Here is a 21,011-nt window from a genome sequence, read left to right as displayed (position 1 = left end):
TCAGCCCCCTTGCCTTGGTGCGAGGATCTCCAGCCGGTCGCCAGGCTCCAGCGGTTGCGCCCCGCGGGCGGTGGCCGGGACAAAAGCCTCGTTCAGCGCGGTCGCGACGCGCGCCTCGCCATAGCCGAGTTCCACCAAAGCGGCGTCGAGCGTCGTGGCGCTGACCTCCCGCGCGGTGCCATTGACGTGGATCTTCATTTCAGAACCTCCGGTTCAGCGCCGTCCAGCAGCATCTCCGCCAGCATCCGAGCCATCGCGGGAGCCAGCAAAAACCCATGCCGGAACAGGCCGTTGACATGGATGCGCCCGGCATCGCGTGTGATCCGGGGCAGATTGTCGGGGAATGCGGGGCGCGCATCGGCGCCCAGTTCCAGCACCTCCGCCTCCGCAAAGGCAGGGTGCAGCGTGTAGGCCGCGTTCAGCAGTTCCACGACCGAACGCAGGGTGGCCGGGCCGCGCCGGTCGCTTTCGATCTGCGTCGCACCCAGCATGTAGATGCCATCCCCGCGTGGCACGATATACAGCGGGTGGCGTGGATGCAGCAGCCGCACCGGGCGGCTCAACCGCACCTCCGGCGCGCGCAGCACGGCCATTTCACCCCGCACGCCGCGCAGATCGGGCAACAGATCGCGCGCGGCAAGGCCCCGACAATCGACCAGCGTGCCGCGCGTCGGCGCTTCGGCCTGAACCGGAACGCCCTTGGCCGTCAGCCCGGCGCGCAGCGCGGCAAGCGCCTGTCGCGGGGCCAGATGCGCCTCGGTCGGGAAATGCAGCGCGCGGGCAAACCGTCCGCCGAGATCGGGCTCCAGTTCCTCCAGCCCCTGCGCATCCTGCCAGTCATGCGCGTTGGTGCGGCGGGCAAAGCGGTCCAGTTCGCTGCGGTCCCGCCCCGGCGCCACGACGAGAGAGCCGCGCCGCGTGACCTCCGCGCCCGCCGCCTGCCACCAATCGGCGGCTTCCTGACCCAGCCGGGTGACAGGCTCCTCCGCCGTTTCGCTTTCGCAATAGGGGGCCAGCATCCCGCCCGCCCACCAAGAACAGGCGGCGGGACCGGGGGCGTCTGCCTGCGCGGGATCGATCAGCGTGACCTCCGCGCCGCGGCGGGTCATCTCCCACGCGGCACTTAGCCCCGCGACACCGGCCCCAAGGATCGTGACCGCGACGCTCATGCCCAAAGCTCGTGAAAATGATGCACCGGGCCATGGCCGCGACCGACCTCTAGCGTATCGGCCGCGGCGATCGCGCCTTGCAGCCAACCATGCGCCAATGCCACGGCGTCGGGCAGCGCGCGGCCCTGCGCCAATTCGGCGGCGATGGCGGCGGCGTAGGAACAGCCGGTGCCGTGGGTGTTGCGGGTGGCGCGGCGCGGAGCGGTGAATTCCTGCACCGTATCGCCGGTCAGCAGCAGGTCGCGGCAGATCTCCCCCCGGCCATGCCCGCCCTTCATCAGTACCGCGCGTGGTCCCAGCGCCAGCAGCGCGCGGCCTTGTGCCAGCACGGCCTCGGCGCTGGTGGCGTCCGGCTCATCGAGAATCTGCGCCGCTTCCGGCAGGTTCGGCGTCAACAGCGTCGCGCGGGGCAGCAAATGGTCGCTCAACGCGCGGATCGCCTCGCGCTCCAGCAGCACATCGCCGGATTTCGCAACCATCACCGGGTCCAGCACCAGCGGCCCGTCGAATCGCGCCAGCGCGTCGGCCACGGCCACGACCAGCGGCGCGGTGCCGAGCATCCCGATTTTCACCGCATCGATGGCGATGTCGTCCAGCACCGATCCGATCTGCGCCGCAACCAGCGCCGGGTCGAGCGGATGCACCGCCTGCACGCCCACGGTATTCTGCGCGGTGATCGCCGTGATGGCCGTCGCCGCATAGACGCCGCGCGCCGAGGCGGATTTGATGTCGGCCTGAATACCGGCGCCGCCGCCGCTATCCGAGCCTGCGATGATCAGAAGCTTGCCGATCTTCCCCATGGTGCACTCCGGTTGCGGGGTGCCAGCGTCGGGAAGCGGAGGGCACAGCCTTAGGGATGGCGCGCCAAGGTCGATCTCCGTTCCCTACGCCGGCATTGCCCGGATCAGGTTCGATGGGTCGGCTTTGCAGCCTCTCAGCCCTTGCGGGCACCCCAACGGATATGCGGCAGGTATCAACTGCGTGACCTGCGGTCAATCGCTGTTACGGCGGGGGCGGAGGACGCGGGACGGCAGGCGGGCAGGCTGGGGGCCAGGCTGCGTGGCACCACTCGCGACAGCGCGGCCCAAACGAAAACGGCCGCGCCCAAGGGCACGGCCGTTTCTCAATCCTTGCGGATCAGGCTAGATCACTTGATCTTGCCTTCCTTGTATTCGACGTGCTTACGCGCGACCGGGTCGTATTTCTTGACGACCATTTTTTCGGTCATGGTCCGGGCGTTCTTCTTGGTGACGTAGAAGTGGCCCGTGTCAGCGGTCGAGTTCAGACGGATCTTGATCGTCGTCGGCTTCGCCATTGGGTATCTCCTGCAACGGGGCAGTCGGGCCGCCCGTGAAAGCTTGAAGCCCGCCTTCTAAACGGATCTCGATCCGAGTCAACACCATACGCATCGGATTTGTCAGGTTTCGCAGGCCGATTTGCGCGGAGAGCCTGTAAGCCGGATTTTGTCGAGGGCGCGCGCCCGAAAGCACGGCCCAAGGATGACCATTCGTCTGCGCCGCCGGTTGCCCGACGGCTCTAGCCGCCTACCCGAACCTCAGGGCCGAAGCAGGCCTGGGGTTGCCCCCGCGAGGTTCCTATTCGGCGTTGCTCCCGGTGGGGCTTGCCATGCCGGTGACGTTGCCGCCCCCGCGGTGGGCTCTTACCCCACCGTTTCACCCTTACCCGGCCAAGGCCGGGCGGTCTCATCTCTGTGGCGCTCTCCGTCGGGTTGCCCCGCCCGGGCGTTACCCGGCACCGTTGCTTCATGGAGTCCGGACTTTCCTCGCAGTTCCCCTTGCAGGGCCCACGCGGCCATCCGGCCCTCCGCGCGAGCCGGGGTGTAGGGCGGGGGGCGACAGCGGTCAAGCGGAAGCGGTCAAAGCGGCAGCGCGGCTGCACTATCGCGCATTCCTCCTGCGGTGGTGCCGGCCCCCGCGCAGGCTCCCGTCGCGTCCGGCCACCTTGGCGCCCAGCTACCTCCAACCAAAGCGCACCCGCTCTCGAACAAGCCCGCAGGGCGCGAGAGCGAGCGCCTGCCCGTCCCTGCGGGCTGGCGCTTTGTCACCCCGCGCTAACCTCTGGGCGGGGAGGGACTTGGCTAGGATAAAGCGCGCCGTTCAGTCGCTGCAGCGCCACCCCACGGGCAGGCTCCCGTCGCGCCCGGCCACCTTGGCGCCGAGCTACCTCTGAACCCAACACCCCCGCCCGCGAACAAGGCGAAGCCGCGAGAGCGAGCGCCTGCCCGCCCCGACAGGCTGGCGCTTGGCCACCTCACGCTGACCTCGGAGCGGGGAGGGATGTGTCAGCATAAAGCGCACCGCCCAGCCGCCACAGCGCCACCCCACGGGCAGACCACCCTCGCGGGCTAAACGCCCCGCGTGTCACCGCTCAGCCACTGGCCATCGCTCGGCGATCTCTGCCGCCAGCCCCGCGTCGATGGCGTCCAGCGGCGCGTCGGGGGCCACCCAAGGGCGGAACCTGTGGCGAAAGGCCTCTAGCACATCGGCGGGCTGCAATCCGTCGCCTAGGACATAGCCAATGCGGGCGGCGGCGGCGGCGAACTGCGCGGGGTCCGCCGGGGCGTGCGCCTCAGGCCATATCGCCATGCCGCCCCGCGCCAGCCGCCGCCAGTCAAACCGGCGACCGGGATCGACCTTGCGGCGCAGCGCCATGTCCGAATGTCCGATGACCCGCTCGGGCGGGATCTGCCAGCGCGCCATGATGCCGGGCAGCAGCGCTTCCAGCGCGTCGATCTGAGGCGCGGCAAAGGGCGTGCGCCCGGTATTGGCCAACTCGATCCCGATCGAACGAGAATTCACGTCTCCCACAGGGCCCCAAGCGCCCGCGCCCGCATGCCACGCACGCAGCGCTTCGGGCACCAGTCGCCAGACCGTGCCATCGGGGTCGATCTGATAATGCGCCGACACCTCGGCCTCGGGGGCGCATAGCCACGCGCGCGACGCATCGGGATCGGCCATCGCGGTGAAATGTAGCACCACCATGTCGGGCCGCGCGCCGCCCCGTCTTGGCCCATGATTGGGGGAAGGGCAGTCGCGCAGGCGCAGCGCCCCGGAACCCGCCGCCGACGCAGACGGCGTCAGCGCGACGTCAGAGGGCGATCCTGCGGGCACTGTCACGGCCTGTTCGGCTCAGCCGCGCACCGCGCGAAACGGAGCAGGATCCCAGCCGCAGGCATAGCCATCCCCATCGGGATCGAGCGACATGCGGTCCTTCTGCGGGCCGCCCGCCTTCAGGAAAGCGATCTGCGCCAGATCGGGCGAGGGATATTGCGCACAGTTGCGCGCCGCGCGGCTGTCGCTGGTGAACAGACCGCGGGAATAGACCGGCTGGCCTTTTGCATTAGTCGTCGACAGCGCATAGGCCACGATATTCGGCCCCGCATCGCCGGTGCGCTGCGGCACGGGCGTGGCTTCGACCTGCACATAGGCGGCGCGCTGACGTTCCAGCCGCTCCGCATCCGATTCGATGCTTTCGCGCGCGCTCACCGCCTGAAAGCTCTGCTCATCGGAAATGGCGGCATCGCTGCTGCCTGCCACGCGCGGCGGGGTCACGGCGACGGTCACACCCTGATCGGCGACACCGGCCGGGGCGGGCAGTACGGCTGCGGCGCTGGTGCCGGGGGCCGAAAGCGGCGCGCTGACGATGGCGCCGTTGCGCACGGCGGGCGCGCCGGTGGCCTCGGGCGGCAGAACCGCATCACTGGTGCGCAACTCCGCATCACGGGCCTCGCGATAGGTGGTGTAATCACCAAAACCCACACCCGCGGCGCTGTCGGGCACTTCCGGCTGACAGGCCGCAACCAGCGTCAGGGCCAACGCGCCCAGACCCAGACGGGCAAATGAGGCACGCCCGGCGGCGGTGTCGGGACGGGTGGCCCCGGACATGCGGACCGGCAGGGAATAGGGCAGGGACATGAGCGTATCCTCAGGTATCGCGGATCACATAAAACGGTCGGGTGACGCGCAGGTTACCACCAGCGCGTCGGCTTGGAAACGAAGCCCGCCGCGGTTTCAAGCGCATGGGCGGTGTTCAGCAGATCGGCCTCTTCCCACGGGCGCCCGATCAGTTGCAGCCCCAGCGGCAGACCACTGCGGTCAAGCCCGGTCGGCACCGAGACACCCGGCAGACCGGCAAGGTTCAGCGTCACGGTGAACACGTCGTTGAGATACATCGCCACCGGATCGGCCTCGGTCATCTCGCCCAGACCAAAGGCGGCGGTGGGCGTGGCCGGGGTCAGGATCGCGTCGACACCCTGCTCGAAGACCTGCTCGAAGTCGCGCTTGATCAGCGTGCGGACCTTGCGCGCGCGGTTGTAGTAGGCGTCGTAGAACCCGGCGGACAGCACATAGGTGCCGACCATGATCCGGCGCTGTACCTCGTGGCCGAAACCTTCGGCGCGGGTCTTTTCATACATCTCGGTGATGCCGTCGCCCTGACCCAGCTTTGCCCGGTGGCCGAACCGCACGCCGTCATAACGCGCAAGGTTCGAGGACGCCTCGGCGGGCGCGATGACATAATAGGCCGGCAGCGCGTATTTCGTATGCGGCAGCGAAATGTCGGTGATCGTCGCGCCCGCGTCGCGCAGCATCTCGGTGCCCTCGCGCCACAGCGCGTCGATCTCGTCGGACATGCCGTCCATGCGGTATTCGCGCGGAATGCCGATGGTCTTGCCGCGAATGTCGCCGGTCAGTGCGGCTTCGAAATCCGGCACGGCCAGATCGGCGGAGGTCGAATCCTTCGGGTCATGCCCGGCCATCGCGCCCAGCATGATCGCCGCGTCGCGCACCGTCTTGGTCATCGGCCCGGCCTGATCGAGCGAGGAGGCATAGGCGATGATGCCCCAGCGGCTGACCCGGCCATAGGTGGGCTTCAGCCCGGTGATGCCGGTGAAGGCCGCAGGCTGGCGGATGGAGCCGCCGGTATCGGTGCCGGTCGCCGCAAGGCACAGATCCGCCGCGACAGCCGCCGACGACCCGCCGGACGAGCCACCCGGCGTCAGCGCCGTGTCATCGCCTTCGCGGCGCCACGGGTTGACCGCGTTGCCATAGGTCGAGGTCTCGTTCGACGAGCCCATCGCGAACTCGTCCATGTTGAGCTTGCCCAGCATCACCGCGCCCGCGTCGAACAGCTGGCGTGTGACGGTGGATTCGTATTCCGGGCGGAAGCCGGACAGGATCGCCGACGCGGCCTGCGACTCCACGCCTTGCGTGCAGAACAGATCCTTGATGCCCAGTGGGATGCCGCACATGTCGGGCAGGGCGGTGGCCCCGCCTTCGCTGATGCGGGCATCGGCGGCACGGGCTTGGTCCAGCGCGATGTCGGGCGTCTTGTGCACGAACGCGCCCAGCGCATCGGCGGCGTCGATCTCGGCCAGACAGGCCTCGGTCAGCGCAACGGATGTCGTTTCGCCCCGGCGCAGCGCGTCACGGGCTTCGGCAATGGTCAGTTTCGTCAGGTCGGACATGCTCACTCCACCACCTTGGGAACCGCGAAGAAGCCCTCGCGGGCATCGGGCGCATTGGCCAGCACCTTTTCGGGCTGGTTGCCGTCGGTGACGACATCCTCGCGCCGTTTCAGCCGCATCGGCGTGACCGAGGTCATCGGCTCGACGCCGTCGACATCGACCTCGCCCAGCTGTTCGATGAAGCCGAGGATCGCGTTGAACTCCTCCGCCAGCGCGGGGAGGTTCTCTTCAGGCACCGCAATCCGGGCAAGTTTCGCCACGCGGCGTGCGGTTTCTGTATCGATGGACATGGTGGGATAAGCCTCTCGATTGGTCGGGGCACCGTCTAATGCGTTTCCCCGCGCGATGGAAGGGGCAGGGGCGCCTGCGGCCATGTATCCCGCGCCGCCACCGCGCGCGCCCAAGCCACGCGCGCGGGCAGGGGGCCGCCTTACCGCCTGACGCTGACTTCGGCGCGGGGAGAGGCCAGTGCCATAAAGCGCTCTATTCGTCCCGCGTGGCGCAAGGCAGGCACTGAGAGCGACCCTCCGACGACAGGCACAAACCACTGGAACCGGCTGCCCCCGCCCTCAGAACCGCACGCCACCGCCCGCGAACAAGGCGAAGCGCGCGGGCGAGCGCCTGCCCGTCCCGCCGGGCTGGCGCTTTGCCTTCTCACGCTGACCTCGGAGCGGGGAGGTATTTGGCTGGCATAAAGCACACCCGCCCTACCGTCCTAGCGCCACCCCACGGGCAGGCTTCCGCCTCAAGTGAACGAAGCATGGCGCGCGTCCCTCAGAACTGCACGCAACCGCCCGCGAACAAGGCGAAGCCGCGCGGGCGAGCGCCTGCCCGTCCTCGCGGGCTGGCGCTTTGCCATCTCGCGCTGACATCACAGCGGAGAGGTATTTGGCTGGCATAAAGCACACCCGCCCTACCGTCCTAGCGCCACCCCACGGGCAGGCTTCCGTCTCAAGTAAACGAAGCATGGCACGCGTCCCTCAGAACCGCACGCCACCGCCCGCGAACAAGCGAAGCGCGCGGGCGAGCGCCTGCCCGTCCCACCGGGCTGGCGCTTTGCCTTCTCACGCTGACCTCGGAGCGGGGAGGTATTTGGCTGGCATAAAGCACACCCGCCCTACCGTCCCAGCGCCACCCCACGGGCAGGCTTCCGCCTCAAGTAAACGAAGCATGGTGCGCGTTAATCAGAATCGCACGCCACCGCTCGCGCGCTAACCTCACAGCGGGGAGGTATTTGGCTGGCATAAAGCGCACCGTTTAATCGTCGCAGCTCCATCCCACGGGCAGGCTTCCGTCTCAAGTAAACGAAGCATGGCACGCGTCCCTCAGAACCGCACGCCACCGCCCGCGAACAAGGCGAAGCCGCGCGGGCGAGCGCCTGCCCGTCCCTGCGGGCTGAGGCTTTGCCACCTCGCGCTAACCTCGGAGCGGGGAGGAGCCTGTCACCATAAAGCACACCCGCCCGTCCGCCGCAGCGCCATCCCACGGGCAGGCTCGCGGTGCGCTGTGTGCAACCGTCTCGCCACCCCGTCCTGCCCCCGGAGCGGAGAGCCTCTGTCGCGACAAAACACTGCCGCACGCCTCCCGCAGCACCCCACCTCAGGCAAGCGACCGATGCGCGACAATCCCGCTCCAAACCGCCGCCCCATCTTGCCCCGGTCGGCGTTCGCTGCCACCGTCCGGGCCACCGCACCACTCAGGGTGCGCAGCAACCCCCGGAGCCGCATATGGACCGTCCGATGCTCGGCATCCTGATGATGCTGATGTTCTGCCTGCTTGCGCCGCTGGGCGATGCGCTGGCCAAGATCCTTGGCGCGCAGCTACCGGTGGGGGAGCTGGTGCTGATCCGCTTCGGGTTTCAGGCGGTGCTGATGACGCCCTTGGTGCTGGCCACACGCGGGGCGGCGGGGATGCGGGTCTCCCGCCGGGTTCTGGGCTTCACGCTGCTGCGGACGCTGTTTCATATCGGCGGCATCACCGCGATGTTTCTGGCGCTGACCTACCTGCCGCTGGCCGATGCCATCGCCATCGCCTTTGTCATGCCGTTTCTGCTGTTGCTGCTGGGCTGGCTCCTGCTGGATGAGGAAGTCGGCCCCCGGCGGCTGATCGCGTGCTTCATAGGGTTCCTCGGCACGCTTCTGGTGATTCAGCCCAGCTTTGCCGCCGTGGGCATGGCCGCGCTTCTGCCGCTTGCGGTGGCGGTGTTTTTCGCCAGCTTCATGCTGACCACCCGCGTCATCGCGCGCGAGGTCGACGCAATCCCGCTACAGGCGCTCAGCGCGCTGATGGCCCTGCCGATCTGTGGCGCGATCTTGCTGGCGGGGCAGGGCAGCGATATTCCGCTGTTGGCGTGGGAGCCCCCGCGCGCCGGGCATTGGCCGCTGCTGATCGCGCTGGGCTGCACTGGCACGGCGGCGCATCTGTTCATGACATGGTCGCTGCGCTTTGCGCCCGCCGCCACGCTGGCGCCGATGCAATATCTGGAAATCCCGATTGCCACCCTGATCGGGCTGTTCCTCTTCAGCGAGTTTCCCGATGGGCTGGCGCTGGTGGGGATTTCTATCGTGATGGGGTCGGGGCTCTATATCGTTTTCCGCGAACGCGCGCTGGCGCAGAAAGCCCGGATCACCGCCACCCCGGCGCATGCAGCAGGGCCGTCATCATCACCGTCAAACACCGACGCGGCAGGATAAGCAGCATCCCCGGCGCGTCGAAGCGCAGCCGCACGGTGCCACTGGCCGCGGCCATGTTTGACGTGCCGATGCGGCGGTCGGGCGCGAAATCCAGCCCCTCGATCGGCCAGCGCAGGCCCTGCGATACCCCCGCCACCCGCGCCAGCGGATAGAGAGAGACCCGCGTGCCCTCGGCCACGGCCAGCGTGCAGTCGGGCGGCGCGACGCAGATCACATCCCGCGCGCCCAGCAATACGCAAGGCCGGTCGCAGCGCGTCACCAGCGTGCTGAACGCCGCCAGTTCATGATCCACGCGACCGCCCAGAAACCCGACCCCCAAAACCAGCGGTGCCGCAATGTGGCGCAGGCATTTGTCGAAATCGGTGCTGTCTTGCTCGGGGATCGGGTGCAAACGCTCCGGCGGCACCGCCACCCGCGCCTGCGCCGATATCGAATCGAGGTCGCCGATCACCGCCTGCGGCATCAGCCCGGCAGCCAGCGCCCGGTCCGCGCCGCCATCGGCACAGACCAGATCGGGCGCATGGCGCAGCGCCTCGGACAGCAGGTCGGAAGGGGCCTCGCCCCCGCCCAGCAAGGTGACAGGCGCGGTGCTGCGCAGGATCGGATCGCTCATGCCCCTACATGCCCGCACAGGCCCGTCGTCACAATCCTGCCGTGAAATGATACCGATGAAAACTCAGTCTTGTTCCGTTTCGGGAACCAATGCGTGGTAAACAGGGTCTCAATGTGTAGCAGGAAAGCGAGTGAAGCGATGGTTGGAGCCAGCAAGATTCTGACCGTGTCCTACGGAACCTTCTCGTGCACCCTTGAGGGGTTCGACGATTCCTTTGGCACGATGAAGGCCATCGCCGAATATTTCCGCGATCTGGCTGCGGATGACCGGTTCTTTGGGGCGGAGCCTCCGACGCCTGACGCCGAAATGCTGCAACGCATTGTCGAGAAAGAGATGCATCGCCGGGTCGAGGCCCGGTTGACCAATTCCGGCATTACGCTGCGGCCAAGCGCCGATCCGGCGCCCGCCCCCGAAGCCGAGCCTGCTAAAGCTGAGCCTGCCAAAGCTGAGCCCAACGCAGCTGCCGCAGACCAGGCCGCCGATACACCTGCGAACGCCGCCGCCGCCAAACCCGCCTCTGCTACGGCGCAGCCCGCCGCAGCCGAATCGGCTGCCCCCCGCACGGCAGATGCCAAACCCGCCGCGCAACCGGCCCCGGCCCCCACCGCCGCTGATCCGCAAGCGGACAGCGTCGCGGCCAAGCTCGCCCGCATCCGCGCCGTCGTGGCGCAGGCTCGCACCGGCGCCGTGATCTCGGAGGCGACGAACGCGCAGGCATTTCTGCCCGCCGAGGTCGATCCCGACGCGGAAGACAACCTTGACGATGCCGCCCCCGCGCCCGCTGCCACATGGGACGCGGAGCGCGCGAATGCCGTTTCGCAGGCCGATCCCGTGGATACCGCGACGCAGCGCCTGTCGGACACGGCAGACGCCCTGCAGCCCGCGGCCGCCGCAGCGGAGCCTGTCGCCGATCCCGACGTGATCGAGGAGCTTTCGGCAGGCGGCGCAGGCCCGATCCTCTGGCAGGACGACGAAGACGATGCGACCGGCGCGCCGACGCCCGAATCGCCCGTGCCTTTCTCTGCCGAACAAAGCTCTGACGCGCCGCAGGATGCGGACAGCGCCGAGCCGAACACGACCCCGGACGCGACCCCGGACGCGGCCCCCGATATTGCGCCCGCCGAGGACATTGCCTCTTCCCCTGCCGCCGCGGAGGCAGACCCTTTCGAAGCCGAAGCCGAAGCCGAAGCCGAAGCCGAAGCCGAAGCCGAAGCCGAAGCCGAAGCCGAAGCCGAAGCCGAAGCCGAAGCCGAAGCCGAAGCCGAAGCCGAAGCCGAAGCCGAAGCCGAAGCCGAAGCCGAAGCCGAAGCCGAAGCCGAAGCCGAAGCGGTGGAGGCTCTCGACGACGACGCACTGCAACGCGACGTGTCCCCAGAAGACGCGCCCGACGAAGTTGCGACCGCCCCGACCGATGCCGCCGATGACAGCAGCGCCACCAGCGCCGGGGCCGAGGATGCGCCCACCGCATCCGAACATGCCGCAACTGACACCGCCGAAGCGCCCGAAATTGAAGCCGCCGACTCCGAGACCGCCGAGGACGACAGTGCCGCGGACGAAGCGACCGAAGACGCCCCCGCCGCGCTCGAATCCGACGACACCGCCGCCGCTGAGACCAGCGACGAAGCCACCCCGGTCATCGATGTCTCCGCCGAAACACTCCCCGCGCCCGAGGACGCCGACGCCCCCGTAGCCGTCGCCCCCCGTGCGCTGGACCTGCCCGATCACGACCCGCGTCACGGTCTGTGGGATCGCGACCCCTCGCGCACCCGCGACCGGGCGCAGGCGCGTCTGATCAAGGTCAGCGAAGAGGATATGGCCCATCCGTCGATGGCCGCGCTTGCCGCCGTCGAAGGCGCAGCGAGCGAGCTTGCCCCGGCGGACGTGACCGATACGCCGGACACCGCCGAGGCATCCGCTGCCGGGTTTGATATCGACGAGATGGACCGCCTGCGCACCGCGCTGGCCGATGCCGACCCGATTCTGCCCGATGCCGATGCCGAAGCTGATGCAGACCTGGCCGCCGCCGATGCAGACTTGGCCGACACCGACGCCGGCATCGAAACCCCCGCCGCGCTCAGCGCGGAGGAGGAGGCCGAGCTGGCCCGCGAACTCGCCGCGCTTGAGGACGAGGGCGCGCTGGACCTGCCCGATCCCCTCTCGGACACAACCGCCGCCGCCGCCGAACCCGAGACCGACACGGACACGGCCACTGACGAAGACGACACCGACGATCTGATGGCCGCCGTTCTGGCCGATCTTGCCGGAACCCCGGCACCGGCCAAGGACGCAGCGCCGCAGCCCGAAGCAACCGACGGTGCCACAGCCCCCGATCTGTCGTCCGAGCCCACGGCCTCCGACGATAGTGCCGAACCCGTCGCGGAGCCGGATTTTGAAACCGCGCTTGCCGCCGAACTCGACGCCGAGGAGGACCGCGCAGAACCCGCGCCTGATGCCGTGGCCGATCCCGAACCCGACCCCGACACAGCGGCTGATCCCGCACCGCAACCGGCGGCGCCTTCTGCCGAGGCAGAGCGCCACGCCGCGCGCCGCAATTCACTGATCGAGGATAAACCCGCCGATGATGAGCGGGTCGCGCGTCTGATCGAGGAAACCAACACAAAGCTGCAAGGCGCCGAAAACCGTCGCCGCCGCTCCGCCATCGCGCATCTGAAAGCCGCCGTTGCCGCCGCCCGTGCCGAAGGCCGCGACCGCCGCCGCAAGGATGACCCGAAAGAAGCCGAACCCTACCGCGAGGATCTGGCCAAGGTGGTCCGCCCCCGGCAGGCGCCGCAGGCCGATCCCGCCCGCCGCCGTGGCCCGCAGCCGCCGCTGGTGCTGGTGTCGCAGCAGCGCATCGATGACGCCCGCGCTGCGCGCCCCTCGCAGAAGGTGCGCGTTGTGGTCCGTCCGCGCCGCGTCACGCCCGGCGATATCAGCTACGCCCGCCCCGATGCCGAAACCGCAGCGCCGTCTCCCGCCGCCGATACCAGCCGCGTGGCGTCCGAAACCTTCGGCCAATTCGCCGAACGGATGGGCGCGGCAGGGTTCAAGGATCTGCTGGAATGCGCCGCGGCCTATGTCTCCTACGTCGAAGGCGCGCCGCATTTCACCCATCCGCAACTGATGAAACAAGTGACCGACCTGACCGAACAGGAAGACCTGAAACGCGAGGAAAGCCTGCGGCTCTTTGGGCAGCTTCTGCGTCAGGGCCGCATCCGCAAGGTCGAAGCCGGGAAATTCACCATCGCGAAGGACAGCCAGTATCGGCCCGAACAGCGCCGCGCCTGATCCTTCTGCCCTGTTTGACGGCCTCCCCGCAGCCCCCGTGCGCGGGCGACGTGTGCCGTGATCTCCCGCCTTGGCGGGCCGAACTGATTGAGGCCGACGCCCCCGGTCACAGAGGTTCGTAACGAGTGATGGGCCGGCCCCCGCCGGCCCGGTTACCCCCAATTCCCCGCCGTGGCTCAGACGTCGAGCGTCACCAGATCCGCGCGCGGCCGCGCCGCATCGCGCAGATTCAGCCGCGCCAGCGTCACTGGCAACCGAAACCGCCGCCGCCCCGCGCTTCCGGGGTTGAGATACAGCACACCGTCCCGCCGCTCGATCAGGGGTTTGTGCGAATGGCCGGAGATGACCACGCCGTAGCCCTCCGCCGCCGGGTCGGCGCCCAGCGTCTTCAGATCGTGCAGCATGTGGATCGTCACCCCCGCCAGCGTCAGAACCCGCGTCTCCGGCAGGGCGGCGCACCACGGGGCAGTATCGACATTGCCGCGGATGGCCGTGACCGGCGCGATGCGCTCCAGATCGGTCAGGACCTGCTCCGGGCCGATATCGCCGCCATGCAGGATCGCGTCGACACCCTGCAACGCGGCGATGGCTTCAGGGCGCAGCAGCCCATGCGTGTCCGAGATGACCCCGACGATCATGCTCAATCCCCCAGCACGCTGATCCGGTAGGGCAGGATCTCGCGCCGGTCGGGATTGATGCTCAGCCGTCGTTCCAGCGGCGGAACCGAACGTTGGTGACAGTCCAGCCGCTCGCAGATCCGGCAGGAAATGCCGATCGGCTCAAATGCGGCAGGCCGCCCCACATCCAGCCCGTCGGCATAGACCAGATCGGGCGCATGGGCGACCTGACACCCCAGCGCGATGGCATAGCGCCGCACCGGCGCACCCCATGCGCCACCCGGTTTCGACACATCGCGCGCCAGCGACACATAGCGCTCCCCATCCGGGGTTTCCGCCAATTGCCGCAGGAACTGGCCCGGCGTTTCAAAGGCGCGATGCACATTCCATAGCGGGCAGGCCCCGCCGAACCGCGCGAATTGCATCCGTGTCGCGGAATGGCGTTTGGTGATCGTGCCCGCCTGATCGACCCGCACGAAGAAGAACGGCACCCCTTTGGCCCCCGGTCGTTGCAGCGTGGACAGCCGATGCGCCACCTGCTCGATCGAGGCGCCGAACCGCTCCGCCAGCCGCTCCAGATCGTGGCGGGTGTGGCGCGCGGCAGTAAGGAACCGCAGATAGGGCATCTGCGCGGCCCCGGCGAAATAGTTGGCGAGCCCGATCCGCGCGATGTCGCGGGCTTCCTCCGTCTGAAATCGCGCCAGATCCAGTGTCGCGTCCAGCAGCGGCGCCTGTGCGATCAGGGCAAACTGATGCAGCAACTGAAACCGCCGCGTGGCGGCGTTGCTGCGCGACGACAGGGTCAGAACCCGGCGCTCGGGGTCGTAATGGCGCAGCGCGGTTTCCTCGGCCATGCGCAGGGTTACGCCGCGCGCCTCCAGTTGCGCCACTGCCGCGGCCTCCGCATCGCCGCCCGCGTCCAACCGCTCCGCCGCGCGGTCCAGCGCGTCGAGGTAATTGTCGCAATAATGAAAGAAGTCGCGCACCTCTTCCCACGGTGAAATCGTCCGGTCGACCGATGCGCGCCCCAGCGCGGAATCAAGCGAGGCCAGCCGCTCATAGGTTTGCCGGTAGGCTTGATGCAGTTCCAGAAACGCGCGCGCCAGCGCCGGGGCATTGGACGCCGCCAGCCGCAAATCCGCCAGCGGCGGCATCGACGAAAACGCCTGATCGGCCAAGGCCTCGCGCATGTCCGACACCAGCCGCTCGGTGTCCCCCGTGCTCAGCTCGGCGACGTCAAAGCCGAACTCCTGCGCCAGCGCCAGCACGACGCCGGTGCTCACGGGGCGGTTGTTGCGCTCCATCTGGTTAAGGTAGGGCAGGGACACGCCCAGCTTCTCCGCGAAGGCCTTCTGGGTCAGCGACAGCCGGGTGCGGATCTCACGCAGCTTGGCCCCGGCATAGAGTTTTTGTTGGGCCATTGCGTGCGCCTCTTTGCAGCTTTGCTGGCGTCACACTAGGCTTTGCAAACCGCGGGGATCAAGCCTCCGCTTGCGCGGGCGCCTCCGCCTGTGCGCGTAGCGCCTCGCGCGCCAGCCGCCGGTTGCGCCGCACCACCAGCACGATCGACAGCAACGCGCCCGCCGAACTGAGCAGCATCAGGAATAGGATGGGGTAGGGCGCGGTGCCATAGCCCAGCGACAGCGCCGCGACCGACGAAAACGCAGCCCCGCCGCCGATCTGGATCGCGCCGCCCAGCCCGCTGGCCGATCCGGCCAGATGCGGCCGCACCGACAACATGCCGGAAATCGCATTGGGCAGGCACACCCCGTTTCCCAGCCCGACCAGCGCGAACATCGCGAAAAACGCCCAGCCCGGCAGCCCCAGCGGCACCGTGACCAGCAGCGCGATCACCGCCACCAGCGGCGGCACCGTGCCATAAAGCGCCATCCGGTCGATGCCGATCCGCGACGACAGCCGCCCCGACAGGTAGTTGCCCGCCATGTAGCCCAGTGCGGCAAAGGCGAAATAGAACCCGGTCTGCGCCGCGCTCAGCCCGTAGACATCGGTCGCGACCAGCGGCGCGCCGCCGAGATAGGCGAAAAACGTGCCCGTGGTGCAGGCGGCGGTGCTGCAATAGCCCCAGAACCGGGGCGAGGTCAGCAGCAGCGGATATTCCCGCAACTGATCGGCAAAGCGCAGCCCGCTGCGCAGCCCGGTCTCGCCCATATCGACCCAGACCAGCCACAGCACCAGCACACCGGCCCCGAACAGCAGCCAGAAGTTCGACTGCCAGCCGAACTGCTCCTGCAACAGCCCGCCAATCACCGGACCCACCATCGGCACCACGGCCATGCCCATCGTGACATAGCCGATCATCGAAGCGGCCTCATCGGCGCCGAACATGTCGCGCACCACCGCCCGGCTCAGCACCAGCCCGGTGGCGATCACCGCCTGCGCCATGCGGAAAATGAGAAAGGTCTGCACATTCTCGGTGAAAATCGTGCCCAGCGTCGCCAGCAGGAACAACGCGACCGACCCCAGCATCACCGCGCGCCGCCCGTAGCGGTCGGAAATCGGCCCGATCACCAGTTGCAGCAGCGCCGACATCGCCAGATAGAACGTCACCGCCTGCGCCATGATCGTGTAATCGGTGTCGAACGCCACCGTCATAGCGGGCAGCGAGGGGACGAAAATGTTCATCGTCAACGCCGCCAGCCCCGCCAACAGGACAAGCGTTATGATATGGGGCGGGGTGCTGCGATCAAAGAGCACGGATTTGGGTCTGGATGCCATGATCGGCCTTTACGCGCGCGGCAGGCACCTGTCCACTGAGCGGGCCGGGGCGAGGCGCGAATTCCGCGCGAATGCGTGCTGAATGCATCAATTTGCTGATTTGCGATTTGCAGATCGTAGTTTCGCAATGCTTTGCAAATTAACCGGACAACGCTTTGCGCGCCGCGCCGCAGCGTTTACCCAATACCCAGACTGCAGGAGCCCGACCCATGAAAGACATCCTAGAAGAGCTGGAACAGCGTCGCGACATGGCCCGCGCCGGGGGTGGCCCGCGCCGGGTCGAGGCGCAGCACGGCAAGGGCAAACTGACCGCGCGGGAGCGGGTCGAATTGCTGCTCGACGAAGGCTCGTTCGAGGAATTCGACATGTTCGTCGCCCATCGCTGCACCGAATTCGACATGCAGAAGGATCGCCCCTATGGCGACGGGGTCATCACCGGCTGGGGCACGATCAACGGTCGCATGGTCTATGTCTTCAGTCAGGATTTCACCGTGTTCGGCGGCTCCCTGTCGGAAACCCACGCGCAGAAAATCTGCAAGATCATGGATATGGCGATGCAGAACGGCGCGCCGGTGATCGGCATCAACGATTCCGGCGGCGCGCGCATCCAAGAGGGCGTCGCCAGCCTTGCGGGCTACGCGGAAGTGTTCCAGCGCAATGTCATGGCCTCCGGCGTCGTGCCGCAAATCTCCGTCATCATGGGGCCCTGCGCGGGCGGGGCGGTCTATTCCCCTGCGATGACCGACTTCATCTTTATGGTGAAGGACAGCTCCTACATGTTCGTCACCGGCCCCGATGTGGTGAAAACGGTGACCAACGAACAGGTCACGGCCGAGGAGCTGGGCGGTGCGCTGACCCATACCCGCAAAAGCTCCGTCGCGGATGGCGCGTTTGAAAACGATGTCGAGGCACTGGCGGAGGTGCGGCGGCTCGTCGATTTCCTGCCCCTCAACAACCGGGAAAAACCGCCGGTGCGCCCGTTTTTCGATGATGTGGCGCGGGTGGAGGATAGCCTCGATACGCTGATCCCCGAAAATCCGAACACGCCCTATGATATGAAAGAGTTGATCGTGAAGCTCGCCGACGAAGGCGATTTCTACGAGATACAGGAAGACTTCGCCAAAAACATGATCACCGGCTTCATCCGGCTGGAGGGGCGCACGGTGGGGGTCGTCGCGAACCAGCCGATGGTGCTGGCCGGGTGTCTGGATATCGACAGTTCGCGCAAGGCCGCGCGGTTCGTGCGCTTCTGCGACTGTTTCGAAATACCGCTGCTGACGCTTGTCGATGTGCCCGGCTTCCTGCCCGGCACGGGGCAAGAATTTGGCGGCGTCATCAAGCACGGCGCCAAACTGCTCTTTGCCTATGGCGAGGCGACGGTGCCCAAGGTCACGGTCATCACCCGCAAGGCCTATGGCGGCGCCTACGACGTCATGGCGTCAAAACATCTGCGCGGGGATTTCAACTATGCATGGCCCACCGCCGAAATCGCGGTCATGGGCGCGAAAGGCGCGGTGGAGATCCTCTACCGGTCCGAATTGGGCGATGCGGAAAAAATCGCCGAGCGCACGCGCATGTATGAAGACCGCTTCGCCAATCCCTTTGTCGCCGCCGAGCGTGGCTTCATCGACGAGGTGATTCAGCCGCATTCGACACGCCGCCGGGTGAGTCGCGCTTTCGCCTCTCTCCGGGGCAAGCGGTTGGAGAATCCGTGGAAGAAGCACGACAACATCCCGCTCTGATCCGTATGACAGTTTTACGAATGATCGATTATTTACACAGTGATCTGGTCAAAAAGGTTAATTTTTGGGGCCTCGCTGAAGAAATGTGGTCAAAAAGTAATCAATTCGTAAACTGTGCTTTGCGTGAGCGCATGGGGCATGTTACGCCCGGTCACGCTGAAGCCGAACCCGGATCGCACCGGGGGCCGCGCCCAAGCCACAGAGTTAATGGCCGAGGAGGTGTCGATCCAGATCGACATGGCCACTCCACGGAAGCGCCCGAGGGCAGTTTCCGACATTCATGCGCCGGGGACGGGAGGCCCCGGCGCATGGACTGGAGCCAGAAATTCACCCTAACCCTGACATCTATACCTGTCGCGCCCATAGCCGCGCTGCGCCTCGCCTATCCCATGGCCCATTGCGTCGCGACGCCTCCGCGCGGGCTGCCCGGTGGTTCTGCGCTGGGCGCTATGGCCGTGGCCTGCCTGCTGGCGCTCGCGCCGGGCACCGCCCGCGCCGGGGATCCCGCGCCCGCCGATCTCACCGCGATTGCAGCGGGGGAGGAGGTCGGCCCGCTGCCCTCCGGCCAGACCGTCACCTTTCTCGACGCCTTCATCGAGCCGCAGACCGGCCTCGCGGAGACGTGGCTGACCCTGCGCTTTCTCGCGCCGCGAATCGCCGCTGACGGAGATGTCGATTTTGATTCGGCGAGCCTCGATCTCGACGCGCTTTGCGACGGTCCCGGTCGGCGGGAAACCGCCCGGATCGCCGCTCAGGGCGCAAAGATCGATCAAGTCGTCATCGCGATGCTCGACCGTCCGATCCCGCGCGGAGAAAGTGACATTGACGCAACGTCATACTATGGGGCCTATCTGCCCCATGAATCAGGCTGCATCTGGCAATGAACACAGGTGCTACACAATATCTTGAGGTGTCTGACGCGGGGTCGGTCAGGGTTGATGCAACTTGGACACAACTCACGCTATTGGCTGCGACACCCTGTCCTTTCAAGGGGTTCCGCACTACCTTCCATTTTGGCTGCACCCAAGCGGCCAGTATCTCGTATGGGGACCGGAAAGAGTTTGTTCTCGAAGATCCGGCCCACATCAAAAGCAGGAGACTTGGATGTCCAAGAGCGTCAAAACCCTTCTCGCCGTTAGCCTCGTTGCATTCGTTGCTGCATGCGCCGCCGAGGAAGAAGAAGTGGTCTATGTCGAGCCGGTTGCTGCCGAGCCCGTCTACACCAAATACTAAGACTGTTCCGGGGCGGGCCTCCGGGCCTGCCCCTGTTCCCCGTCCGCAGCTTGGCCTGCGGCGGACAGCGGCCCAGCGGCATCGCCCCGCGCCTGCATTCACAGGCAGAAAGGCGATCCCATGCTGAAACACCGCGGAATGCCGGGCCGTCTGGCCGGCACTGATTTTCAATTCACCATCCGACGCGCGAATAAGGCCGGGGCCACCCGACTGACCAAGCGCGAGCGCTACGCCGATCGCCGCGCCGCCGACCGCCGCGCGGACGAAGGCTTCCTCGGCGCGCTCTGGGCGCTTTACGGCGAGGAGCCGTTCGAGCGGGGCAATCTCGATGCCGGACGCCTGTCATGGCTTCTGGGCCGGGAGATCGTCGCCGCCGAAGACCCGTTCGACCCTGAAAGTTATGACGCCCTGCTGCGCATCGACGCCAAGCGGGCCGAAGCGTCCTTCCCTGCGATTTTCGACGCCAATGGCGGCTGGGACGCGGGCGATGACGATGACGAGGAGGATGACTGGGCGTGATCCTGCTGACCTGCCTCCCAAATGCGCAAGTTCCGGCCCATATCGGGGCCCGGACGATTGTGCGTTTTGCGCCGCAGACTGGCGCGGGCAGGATCAAGCCAAGGACAGGCGTCGCTGCACGCGGCGTCGGCCCTGATTATCCAAACTGTTACCCTTCCCCTTTTATGCGGTCCGTCGATGTCCCTGACGGACCGCACCTTTTTCCCCGCCTGCCGGCGCGACGGGATGCTGCTGTTTTGCGCCCGGCGCAGCGCGTCAGAAGCGGCGGGAATTGCGCATCCGATAGGCAGGCACCTGCCCATTGCGCCGCTCTGTTCGCGCGACGGGGCATTTACGGCTTCCGCGAGGGCCGGAAATGGGCCAAAAACCTCTCCATAACAAAAAACACGAGAGGCAGTATTTCATGCAAACCAAGTTCAAACCCGTTCTCGGGCTCGGCGCTCTGGCGGCTGTGCTCACCCTGTCCGCCTGTGGCGAAACCGATGTCGAACGTGCCCTCACCGGCGCGGCGGTCGGCGCTGTTGCAGCGGACCTCACCGAAAACGATCCGCTGGTCGGTGCAGCTGTCGGCGCAGGCGTCGGCGCCTATTCCGACAACCTGCGCAGCTACGCAGGCTACTGACCCGGCGGAAAGCCACCTTCACATGGAACCTGCCCGGCGTGCATCGCGTTGGGTGGGGACTGACAGGAAAAACGGAGATTCCGCATCATGGCACGACTGGCCAAACCCGCCCTCGCATTCCTTGCGCTCGCTTCCCTCGCCGCTTGTGGCGACACCGTGCTTGAGCGCGCAGGCACCGGCGCGGCAGCAGGCGCTCTCATCGCAGACGCGACCGACAACGACGTGGCAACCGGCGCAGCCGTCGGTGCTGGCGTCGGCGCTGTCACCACGCCGCGCTACTAATAGCGCCTTCGG

The 21,011-nt window shown here is 67.2% G+C and carries 21 protein-coding genes, 1 other RNA gene and 1 riboswitch; of the genes, 8 read left to right on the top strand and 14 right to left on the bottom strand.

The features are described 5' to 3' along the window. From thiS to gatC, 9 genes are all read right to left on the bottom strand, one after another. Entirely contained in the window at positions 1–198 is a 198-nt protein-coding gene (thiS, locus tag CBW24_RS11825) for a sulfur carrier protein ThiS (protein ID WP_097373708.1), read from the bottom strand. Continuing rightward, positions 195–1,169, bottom strand: a complete 975-nt coding sequence (gene thiO, locus CBW24_RS11820) for a glycine oxidase ThiO (RefSeq protein ID WP_097373707.1) — start codon at positions 1,167–1,169, stop codon at positions 195–197. Before thiO ends, thiS begins: the two co-directional genes overlap by 4 nt. After that, a complete protein-coding gene (gene thiD / locus CBW24_RS11815; protein WP_097373706.1) occupies positions 1,166–1,969 on the bottom strand; it encodes a bifunctional hydroxymethylpyrimidine kinase/phosphomethylpyrimidine kinase in 804 nt (267 codons plus the stop codon). Before thiD ends, thiO begins: the two co-directional genes overlap by 4 nt. 64 nt (positions 1,970–2,033) lie before the next feature. Continuing rightward, a riboswitch (TPP riboswitch) is annotated at positions 2,034–2,134 on the bottom strand. 182 nt (positions 2,135–2,316) lie between these two features. Beyond that, entirely contained in the window at positions 2,317–2,484 is a 168-nt protein-coding gene (gene rpmG / locus CBW24_RS11810) for a 50S ribosomal protein L33 (protein ID WP_009572866.1), read from the bottom strand. Between the two features lie 121 nt (positions 2,485–2,605). Further along, positions 2,606–2,997, bottom strand: an RNA gene (gene rnpB, locus CBW24_RS11805) — RNase P RNA component class A. Positions 2,998–3,550: 553 nt separating this feature from the next. Further along, complete coding sequence (locus CBW24_RS11800; protein ID WP_374708981.1) at positions 3,551–4,228, bottom strand: N-acetylmuramoyl-L-alanine amidase; 678 nt, start codon at positions 4,226–4,228, stop codon at positions 3,551–3,553. 90 nt (positions 4,229–4,318) lie between these two features. Beyond that, positions 4,319–5,104: a hypothetical protein gene (locus CBW24_RS11795; protein WP_232529767.1), complete on the bottom strand. Its 786-nt coding sequence runs from the start codon at positions 5,102–5,104 to the stop codon at positions 4,319–4,321. A gap of 53 nt (positions 5,105–5,157) precedes the next feature. Next, entirely contained in the window at positions 5,158–6,654 is a 1,497-nt protein-coding gene (gatA, locus tag CBW24_RS11790) for an Asp-tRNA(Asn)/Glu-tRNA(Gln) amidotransferase subunit GatA (RefSeq protein ID WP_097373704.1), read from the bottom strand. Between the two features lie 2 nt (positions 6,655–6,656). Beyond that, on the bottom strand, positions 6,657–6,944 hold the full coding sequence (gatC, locus tag CBW24_RS11785; RefSeq protein WP_088664822.1) for an Asp-tRNA(Asn)/Glu-tRNA(Gln) amidotransferase subunit GatC: 288 nt from the start codon (positions 6,942–6,944) through the stop codon (positions 6,657–6,659). A gap of 1,437 nt (positions 6,945–8,381) precedes the next feature. Between gatC and CBW24_RS11780 the strand changes: the two genes are divergently transcribed. After that, on the top strand, positions 8,382–9,347 hold the full coding sequence (locus CBW24_RS11780) for a DMT family transporter (protein WP_097373703.1): 966 nt from the start codon (positions 8,382–8,384) through the stop codon (positions 9,345–9,347). Here CBW24_RS11780 and CBW24_RS11775 read toward each other — a convergent pair. Beyond that, positions 9,280–9,960: a thiamine diphosphokinase gene (locus CBW24_RS11775; RefSeq protein WP_097373702.1), complete on the bottom strand. Its 681-nt coding sequence runs from the start codon at positions 9,958–9,960 to the stop codon at positions 9,280–9,282. The two genes, CBW24_RS11780 and CBW24_RS11775, sit on opposite strands and share 68 nt — an antisense overlap. 165 nt (positions 9,961–10,125) lie before the next feature. Here CBW24_RS11775 and CBW24_RS18755 point away from each other — a divergent pair, with 165 nt between their 5' ends. Continuing rightward, positions 10,126–13,248 carry a hypothetical protein gene (locus CBW24_RS18755; RefSeq protein WP_157773214.1) on the top strand — a complete coding sequence of 1,041 codons (3,123 nt, stop codon included), beginning with the start codon at positions 10,126–10,128 and terminating at the stop codon, positions 13,246–13,248. Between the two features lie 176 nt (positions 13,249–13,424). Here the strand turns inward: CBW24_RS18755 and CBW24_RS11765 are convergent, their stop codons facing one another. The 3 genes from CBW24_RS11765 to CBW24_RS11755 are packed head-to-tail and all read right to left on the bottom strand — an operon-like array spanning position 13,425 to position 16,601. Next, positions 13,425–13,886, bottom strand: coding sequence for a metallophosphoesterase family protein (locus CBW24_RS11765; protein WP_097373701.1), 462 nt, complete (start codon positions 13,884–13,886; stop codon positions 13,425–13,427). Positions 13,887–13,888: 2 nt separating this feature from the next. Further along, complete coding sequence (locus tag CBW24_RS11760) at positions 13,889–15,286, bottom strand: helix-turn-helix domain-containing protein (RefSeq protein ID WP_097373700.1); 1,398 nt, start codon at positions 15,284–15,286, stop codon at positions 13,889–13,891. Positions 15,287–15,344: 58 nt separating this feature from the next. Then, positions 15,345–16,601, bottom strand: coding sequence for a multidrug effflux MFS transporter (locus CBW24_RS11755; RefSeq protein ID WP_097373699.1), 1,257 nt, complete (start codon positions 16,599–16,601; stop codon positions 15,345–15,347). Positions 16,602–16,810: 209 nt separating this feature from the next. Between CBW24_RS11755 and CBW24_RS11750 the strand changes: the two genes are divergently transcribed. Continuing rightward, complete coding sequence (locus CBW24_RS11750; protein WP_097373698.1) at positions 16,811–18,343, top strand: acyl-CoA carboxylase subunit beta; 1,533 nt, start codon at positions 16,811–16,813, stop codon at positions 18,341–18,343. Positions 18,344–18,432: 89 nt separating this feature from the next. Here CBW24_RS11750 and CBW24_RS18395 read toward each other — a convergent pair whose 3' ends face one another. After that, positions 18,433–18,582, bottom strand: coding sequence for a hypothetical protein (locus CBW24_RS18395; protein WP_157773212.1), 150 nt, complete (start codon positions 18,580–18,582; stop codon positions 18,433–18,435). A 69-nt stretch (positions 18,583–18,651) separates the two neighbouring features. Here CBW24_RS18395 and CBW24_RS11745 point away from each other — a divergent pair, with 69 nt between their 5' ends. From CBW24_RS11745 to CBW24_RS11730, 5 genes are all read left to right on the top strand, one after another. Beyond that, positions 18,652–19,227 carry a DUF6497 family protein gene (locus CBW24_RS11745; protein WP_097373697.1) on the top strand — a complete coding sequence of 192 codons (576 nt, stop codon included), beginning with the start codon at positions 18,652–18,654 and terminating at the stop codon, positions 19,225–19,227. Between the two features lie 220 nt (positions 19,228–19,447). Then, entirely contained in the window at positions 19,448–19,576 is a 129-nt protein-coding gene (locus tag CBW24_RS18750) for a hypothetical protein (protein WP_269779743.1), read from the top strand. Positions 19,577–19,696: 120 nt separating this feature from the next. Next, positions 19,697–20,095 (top strand): hypothetical protein, encoded by a 399-nt coding sequence (locus CBW24_RS11740; protein WP_097373696.1) that lies wholly within the window; start codon positions 19,697–19,699, stop codon positions 20,093–20,095. Positions 20,096–20,498: 403 nt separating this feature from the next. Beyond that, positions 20,499–20,717, top strand: a complete 219-nt coding sequence (locus CBW24_RS11735) for a YMGG-like glycine zipper-containing protein (protein WP_088664529.1) — start codon at positions 20,499–20,501, stop codon at positions 20,715–20,717. A gap of 87 nt (positions 20,718–20,804) precedes the next feature. Beyond that, a complete protein-coding gene (locus CBW24_RS11730; RefSeq protein ID WP_088664530.1) occupies positions 20,805–20,999 on the top strand; it encodes a hypothetical protein in 195 nt (64 codons plus the stop codon). Positions 21,000–21,011: the final 12 nt, after the last annotated feature.

The sequence above is a fragment of the Pacificitalea manganoxidans genome (assembly GCF_002504165.1).
Lineage (GTDB): Bacteria > Pseudomonadota > Alphaproteobacteria > Rhodobacterales > Rhodobacteraceae > Pacificitalea > Pacificitalea manganoxidans.
Note: the sequence above shows the minus strand (reverse complement) of the source record. Positions and strands in the feature narration are given on the sequence as shown.

Excerpts from the sequence above, each read along its gene's own strand:
- CBW24_RS11760 (WP_097373700.1), bottom strand. The coding sequence starts at position 15,286 with ATGGCCCAACAAAAACTCTATGCCGGGGCCAAGCTGCGTGAGATCCGC.
- rpmG (WP_009572866.1), bottom strand. The coding sequence starts at position 2,484 with ATGGCGAAGCCGACGACGATCAAGATCCGTCTGAACTCGACCGCTGAC.
- thiS (WP_097373708.1), bottom strand. The coding sequence starts at position 198 with ATGAAGATCCACGTCAATGGCACCGCGCGGGAGGTCAGCGCCACGACG.
- CBW24_RS11765 (WP_097373701.1), bottom strand. The coding sequence starts at position 13,886 with ATGATCGTCGGGGTCATCTCGGACACGCATGGGCTGCTGCGCCCTGAA.
- CBW24_RS11795 (WP_232529767.1), bottom strand. The coding sequence starts at position 5,104 with ATGTCCCTGCCCTATTCCCTGCCGGTCCGCATGTCCGGGGCCACCCGT.
- thiD (WP_097373706.1), bottom strand. The coding sequence starts at position 1,969 with ATGGGGAAGATCGGCAAGCTTCTGATCATCGCAGGCTCGGATAGCGGC.
- CBW24_RS11740 (WP_097373696.1), top strand. The coding sequence starts at position 19,697 with ATGCTGAAACACCGCGGAATGCCGGGCCGTCTGGCCGGCACTGATTTT.
- CBW24_RS18750 (WP_269779743.1), top strand. The coding sequence starts at position 19,448 with ATGTCCAAGAGCGTCAAAACCCTTCTCGCCGTTAGCCTCGTTGCATTC.
- CBW24_RS11780 (WP_097373703.1), top strand. The coding sequence starts at position 8,382 with ATGGACCGTCCGATGCTCGGCATCCTGATGATGCTGATGTTCTGCCTG.
- gatC (WP_088664822.1), bottom strand. The coding sequence starts at position 6,944 with ATGTCCATCGATACAGAAACCGCACGCCGCGTGGCGAAACTTGCCCGG.
- CBW24_RS11755 (WP_097373699.1), bottom strand. The coding sequence starts at position 16,601 with ATGGCATCCAGACCCAAATCCGTGCTCTTTGATCGCAGCACCCCGCCC.
- thiO (WP_097373707.1), bottom strand. The coding sequence starts at position 1,169 with ATGAGCGTCGCGGTCACGATCCTTGGGGCCGGTGTCGCGGGGCTAAGT.
- CBW24_RS18395 (WP_157773212.1), bottom strand. The coding sequence starts at position 18,582 with ATGTCGATCTGGATCGACACCTCCTCGGCCATTAACTCTGTGGCTTGG.
- CBW24_RS11735 (WP_088664529.1), top strand. The coding sequence starts at position 20,499 with ATGCAAACCAAGTTCAAACCCGTTCTCGGGCTCGGCGCTCTGGCGGCT.
- CBW24_RS11775 (WP_097373702.1), bottom strand. The coding sequence starts at position 9,960 with ATGAGCGATCCGATCCTGCGCAGCACCGCGCCTGTCACCTTGCTGGGC.
- CBW24_RS11730 (WP_088664530.1), top strand. The coding sequence starts at position 20,805 with ATGGCACGACTGGCCAAACCCGCCCTCGCATTCCTTGCGCTCGCTTCC.
- gatA (WP_097373704.1), bottom strand. The coding sequence starts at position 6,654 with ATGTCCGACCTGACGAAACTGACCATTGCCGAAGCCCGTGACGCGCTG.
- CBW24_RS11750 (WP_097373698.1), top strand. The coding sequence starts at position 16,811 with ATGAAAGACATCCTAGAAGAGCTGGAACAGCGTCGCGACATGGCCCGC.
- CBW24_RS11745 (WP_097373697.1), top strand. The coding sequence starts at position 18,652 with ATGGACTGGAGCCAGAAATTCACCCTAACCCTGACATCTATACCTGTC.